Below are 5,493 nucleotides of genomic sequence, written 5' to 3' on the forward strand. Positions count from 1 at the left end.
GTGCTCGGCGCCGGGCTGGTCGCCTGGGCGCAAGGCTCGATGTCGCAGCAGGTGATGCGCGACGTGCTGATCGGCTCGGTGGTGACCTGCTCGATGATCGCGCTGATCGTGCTGGGCGCCTCGATCCTCGGCAATGCCGCCGCGTTCCTCGGCATCCCGCAGGCGGTTGCCGCTTTCGTCAAAGGGCTCGGCCTGTCACCTTTCATGCTGATCGTGGTTCTGATCGTCTTTTACCTGATCCTCGGCTGCTTCCTCGACGGCTTCTCGATGATCGTGATGACGCTGCCGATCGTGCTGCCGATCGTGAAGGGGGCCGGGTTCGACGAGATCTGGTTCGGCATCTTCCTGGTGCTCGCCGTCGAGATGGCGCAGATCACTCCGCCGGTCGGCTTCAACCTGTTCGTGATCCAGGGCCTGACAGAGGACGGGCTCGGCTACATCGCGCGCGTCACGTTGCCCTATCTGATGATCATGATCGGCTTCGTGCTGCTGCTGACGTTGTGGCCCGGCATCGTCACGATCCTGCCGCGGGTGTTGTACGGGTAAGTAGGCCGATGGTGGCGCTGGCAGCCGCCAGTCCGAGACCGCCTGCTCTATGGCTTGACTGGTGGATAGCTTGCCTGAGCCTCCCTGAGCGCGGTGCCGAGGTCATCCCCCCGGAGCTGATGCAGGATCAGTCGCTGCACGCAATCGCCTGGTCCGAACCCCGTGATCTTCGATGTCTGCACAAAGTTATCGTCGGGCGCGCAGTGTGCGGCGCGGCCGGTCAGGAAGAATATCTCGGACGCCGACATTTTCGACAGACGCCAGCCGAGAGGCAGCGGTATCACGTAGTCGCCGAAATTGACTCGTTGCACCCGGCTGATTCGTGCCCGCGCGTCCGTGGCATCACGTTTGATGACGCCGAGATCCCGCGTTGCCAGATCGACGGTCGAATAGGTTCGTGCCGTTCGGCTGTTGAATAGCGGACCACCGGAGATACCGCCTCGCTGAACGCGCTGGAGCTGCCTTTGCTGTACTCGCCCGATGTCAGAACGATGAGATGGAAGCGGGCCTGCGTGCAGCATGTGCCCGCCCGACGCTGAAGACGATTGATGATCTCGACCGCGGTGGTCACGCCGGAATTCTCGAAATATCCGCCGTCGACGACATGAAATTTCGTGATGTCGCACCACGAAAGGCGTGGACTTCTTTGCCGCTTTGCTCTTCGTCAGATCCGCAGACGACACCGAGGCCGCGTGGGCGGATGTCGCAACCCGAAACGGGTTTCTCAGGCCGGTTTGGCCCGTCCGGCCCACCATCCGTTGTGCTGCCCGACGGGCAAAACACGCCAGATCTGGGTCGATATCTCTCCGCAAAAATATTCTAATTTACAGAAATTCGGTTTTGCCGTACAAGCCTGGCCATCCCGCCCGCCACAAGGGGCGTTTCGCGATCGTCACGGGACGCGGGCCGGGATGCGGTGGCCGCGACGGCGTCGGCGCGCGATGTGGATTGCAGGGCGGGGAAACCCGTGAGCAGCGACAGGCGCGATACGACACGACGCTGACAGCGTCTTCGAATGGTCTTCACGGTGAGCGCACGCCAGCCGTGGAGAACCCAGCGAGGACGCGCGCGGACGGAGAAGTCGTGTGGTCCTGACGCCCGGGGTCTGTGCGTCAAGCCTCGCGGAGATGTGGCGGCCAACCGGTGCGCGCATCAATCGTCCGCAAGGCGACGGGGGCAATAGTGCATCGCTCCCCGAGGAGAGCACGAAGGACACCGTGAAACCATCCGTGCAGGGAAGGCCGGGATGTCCCGGCGTCACCTGTCGTCCACCCCGTGCGCGCTCTTTCGCACACGCGGGACTTCGGGTGCCAGCCGGCGCCCGGCCTTCCCTGCGCCCTTTGCTTTCGAGAGGGTGCCAGACGAAAGCAAAGCTCGGGCAAAACAAGCTGCGAGGGCGAGAAGTCGTGTCTGCGATAGTAAGCGTGGCAAAACCCTATGACCGTCACCCTGAGGTGCGCGCTCTGCTGCGCGTAGCGCTGCAGAGCAAGCCTCGAAAGGCGACGGCCCGGCTGCATCTCGGCCGTTCATCCTTCGAGGCTCCCCATGGGACGCGTTGCGTCCCATGGGGAGCACCTCAGGATGACGGGATCAGCAGCATGTCATTGCGAGCGAAGCGGCTTGTCCGCCGAAGCCTTGGCGAAGGCGGAAGCAATCCGGAATCCCTCCGCGGAAAGATCCTGGATTGCTTCGTCGCAAGAGCTCCTCGCTTTGCGAAACGCAAACGTCGTCCCGGTCCTGTCGGCAGGGACGACGTCTTGATCGAGGAAAAGCGATGCGGCGTTCAATCCGAACTATGCCGCGGCCTTCTTCCGTGCCTGCTCGGCCTTGTACAGCTCGAACTCTTCCGCAATCGCCTTGGCAAAAGAGGGCCGTTGGCGCATGCGTTCATAATACGCCTTCACGTTCGGCCATTTCGCAAGCTCGATCGGCGGCGTCGCCATGGTCCAGTTGATGACCGTGGCGAGATAGGCGTCCGCCACGCTGAAATGGTCGAGCAGGAAGTCGCGCCCCTTCAGGTAATTGTCGAGATAGTCGAGCCGCGACAGGTTCTTCTCCAGCGCATAGACCTTGGCTTCCTGCGGCGCCTTGCGGTCGAGCACGGGAATGAACAAGCCCTTGTGCAGCTCGGTGCCGATGAAGCACAGCCATTGATGCAGGTGCGTTCGCTCGATGCCCTGGGTAGCGCCGAGCCCGGATTGCGGGAAACGGTCCGCGATATATTGCAGGATCGCTGCGTTCTCGGTCAGAACCACGCCCTCGTCGGTGCGCAGCGTCGGCACCAGGCCGATCGGATTGACGGCGCGGAAGTCGGAGCCGTCGCTCAGCACTGTCTTGGTCGGCGGGTCGACCTCGAGATAGTTCGCCTCGGCGCCGGCTTCGTACAGCGCGACGCGTGTTGCCATCGAACAGGCGAGGGGCGAGAAAAAGAGATCCATCTGTAGCCTCCTTGGGGCAATTCTTGAATCTTCGCTCAACCTGGCCAGATTGATTTTTGTACTATCTTGCATAATATGGGGCTGGTCAAGGATTATTTGCGAAATGGTACAAAAATCGAAAGGGCCGCCAGCCATGCCGCCCGAACAGCCCAAGCGCCGCGGCCGCCCGCGGGCCTACGAGCCCGAGGTCGCACTCGGCAAGGCGCTCGACCTGTTCCGCAGGCAGGGCTTTGCCGCGACTTCGCTCGACGATCTCAGCGAGGCCACCGGCATGAACCGTCCGAGCCTCTATGGCGCCTTCGGTGACAAGCGCGAACTCTACATCAAGAGCTATCAGCGCTACCGCGAGGAAGCGGGGGCCTCCATGGCTATGATCTTTCGCGAGGAGATGCCGCTGCGCCAACGGCTGGAACGCATCTTCGCCTCCGCGCTGAACATCTATCTGTCCGGCGAGACCGGCCCGCGCGGCTGCTTCACAGTGGTGACGGCGGCGTCGGAAGCCGTCGGTGATCCCGAGATCCGCGGCATGGTGCTTGACGGGCTCACCGAGCTCGACAAGGCCTTTGCGAACTGCTTCCGCCGCGCCAGGGAGAAGGGCGAGTTGCCGGAGAGCGCCGATCCGGTCGTGCTGGCACAGATCGCATCAGCCACCATCCACACCATCGCCATCCGCTCGCGCGCGCGCGTGTCGCGAAAGGATCTCGAAGCCATCGTGAAGGGCGCGATCGATGTGATGTTGGGGGCCAAATCCTAGCTGTCGTCCCGGACAAGCGAGCGCTGATCCGGGATCATAACCCGAGGGAGAAGTTTAGCGAAAACCAGTCAGCTAAGTCTAATAGCCCCGTGCCCGGTCAACCACGTTCTCCAACGCACCGCCGGCCTCGAACCGCGCGATCTGCTCGGCGACATAGGCCGAAATCGCGTCCGCGTCGGTGTCGGCAGCGTTGTGCGGCGTCAGCACCACCTTGGGATGGGTCCAGAACCGGCTGTTCGCCGGCTGCGGCTCCTGCACGAAGACGTCGAGCGAGGCGGCGCCCAGCGTGCCGTCGTCGAGGCAGGCCAGGATGTCGGCTTCGTTCTGAAGGCCGCCGCGGCCGGCATTGATCAGCACCGGTGCGCCGAGCGCGCCGTTGCGGTTGAGCTTGGTGAAGACGTCGCGGTTGAGGATGCCAAGTGTGTCGGGCGTCAGCGGCAACAGGCTGACGAGGATGTCGGTCTTGCGCAGGAAGGCATCCATTCCGTCCGTGCCGTGGAAGCACTCGACACCCTCGATCGTGCGCGGGCTGCGGCTCCAGCCGGCGACGCGGAAGCCGAGCCGCCGCAGCACGTCGGCGGCATCCGCTCCCAACGTGCCAAGTCCCATGACGCCAACCGTGACGGCACTGGCAGGCCATTGATATTTCGGCTCCCAGCGTTTGGCTCGCTGCGAGTCCCGCAAATAAAGCTCCTGGCGGTGATGCATCAGCACGTGCAGCACGACATATTCGGTCATGCGGGCGGTCAGATCGGGCACGGCGACGCGGACCAGCGGCACATTTGGCAGGCTCTTGTCCGCCATCAGCGCATCGACGCCGGCGCCGAGATTGAAGATCGCCCGCAGATTGGGGAAGGCGGCGAGATCGCCGGGGACCGGCTTCCACACCGTGGCATAGTGCACCTCGGCAGGATCGAGCCCGGAATCCGGCAGCAGCACCACGCGGCGGCCGCCGCAGACGGCGTCGAACCGGGCCTTCCAGCGCTCCGGCAGCCAGTTCTGCTGCGTGCTGTTGATCAGGACGGCGAGTGTGCCCATGGTCATTCGAAGTGCCTCGTCGGGTTCCGCTGAAGAAGCGCCCTCCTTGGCACGATCCAACGGCTTTTTCTTGCAAATTCTTTCCGCAGCCCTGTCGGGGCGAGGCATATTGGCGCGTCTTCAGAACAGACGAGGAAAATGTCGCCCATGCTTTATGCAATCCTTTGCTATCACGATGAGGACTTCGTCGGCTCCTGGAGCAAGGAGCAGGACGAGGCCGTGATGAAGAAGCTCGCCGTGGTGCAGGAGAATCTCACCAAGCAGGGCCGGCTCGGGCCGGTCGCGCGGCTGCTGCCGACCACCGCGGCGGCGACCTTGCGCAAGGAAGATCCGCCGCTGGTGCTCGACGGCCCCTATGCCGAAACCAAGGAGCAGCTGCTCGGCTTCTACATCGTCGACTGCAAGAATCTCGACGAGGCGCTCGACGTCGCCCGCGACCTCGGCGCGGCCAATCCCGGCGGCGCCTATGAGGTGCGTCCCGTCGGCGTGTTCCGGCCCGGAGGGAATCTGACGTGAGCGAGGCCGACACCGCCTGGATCGAAACCGCGCTGACCTCGGCGCGACCCCAGGCGGTCGGCGCGCTGTTGCGTTATTTCCGCGATCTCGACACCGCCGAGGAGGCGTTCCAGAACGCGTCCCTTCGCGCACTCAAGACCTGGCCGCAGAACGGGCCGCCGCGCGATCCTGCGGCCTGGCTGATCATGGTCGGCCGCAATG

7 protein-coding genes are annotated in these 5,493 nt (G+C 63.7%); 4 read left to right on the forward strand and 3 right to left on the reverse strand.

Features of this window, described 5'->3' with window-relative positions; translation table 11 throughout:
- The coding region (locus MOV75_RS26035) for a TRAP transporter large permease subunit (protein ID WP_247006838.1) at positions 1–546 on the forward strand (546 nt) is incomplete at its 5' end.
- A gap of 47 nt (positions 547–593) precedes the next feature.
- Here MOV75_RS26035 and MOV75_RS26040 read toward each other — a convergent pair.
- Both MOV75_RS26040 and MOV75_RS26045 read right to left on the reverse strand, forming a co-directional pair.
- Entirely contained in the window at positions 594–1,067 is a 474-nt protein-coding gene (locus tag MOV75_RS26040; protein ID WP_246921694.1) for a hypothetical protein, read from the reverse strand.
- A gap of 1,272 nt (positions 1,068–2,339) precedes the next feature.
- Positions 2,340–2,984, reverse strand: a complete 645-nt coding sequence (locus MOV75_RS26045; protein ID WP_246921697.1) for a glutathione binding-like protein — start codon at positions 2,982–2,984, stop codon at positions 2,340–2,342.
- A gap of 103 nt (positions 2,985–3,087) precedes the next feature.
- Here MOV75_RS26045 and MOV75_RS26050 point away from each other — a divergent pair, with 103 nt between their 5' ends.
- Positions 3,088–3,738 carry a TetR/AcrR family transcriptional regulator gene (locus tag MOV75_RS26050; protein WP_246921700.1) on the forward strand — a complete coding sequence of 217 codons (651 nt, stop codon included), beginning with the start codon at positions 3,088–3,090 and terminating at the stop codon, positions 3,736–3,738.
- A 78-nt stretch (positions 3,739–3,816) separates the two neighbouring features.
- On the opposite strand, the gene MOV75_RS26055 is transcribed toward MOV75_RS26050, so the two are convergent.
- Positions 3,817–4,782, reverse strand: coding sequence for a glyoxylate/hydroxypyruvate reductase A (locus tag MOV75_RS26055; RefSeq protein ID WP_246921703.1), 966 nt, complete (start codon positions 4,780–4,782; stop codon positions 3,817–3,819).
- A gap of 141 nt (positions 4,783–4,923) precedes the next feature.
- Between MOV75_RS26055 and MOV75_RS26060 the strand changes: the two genes are divergently transcribed.
- Positions 4,924–5,292 carry a YciI family protein gene (locus MOV75_RS26060; protein WP_212088087.1) on the forward strand — a complete coding sequence of 123 codons (369 nt, stop codon included), beginning with the start codon at positions 4,924–4,926 and terminating at the stop codon, positions 5,290–5,292.
- Positions 5,289–5,493: sigma factor (locus MOV75_RS26065; protein ID WP_309486969.1), on the forward strand; the 205-nt coding region annotated here is incomplete at its 3' end. The genes MOV75_RS26060 and MOV75_RS26065, both read left to right, overlap by 4 nt.

It is taken from the genome of Bradyrhizobium sp. PRIMUS42, assembly GCF_023006515.1.
Classification (GTDB): domain Bacteria; phylum Pseudomonadota; class Alphaproteobacteria; order Rhizobiales; family Xanthobacteraceae; genus Bradyrhizobium.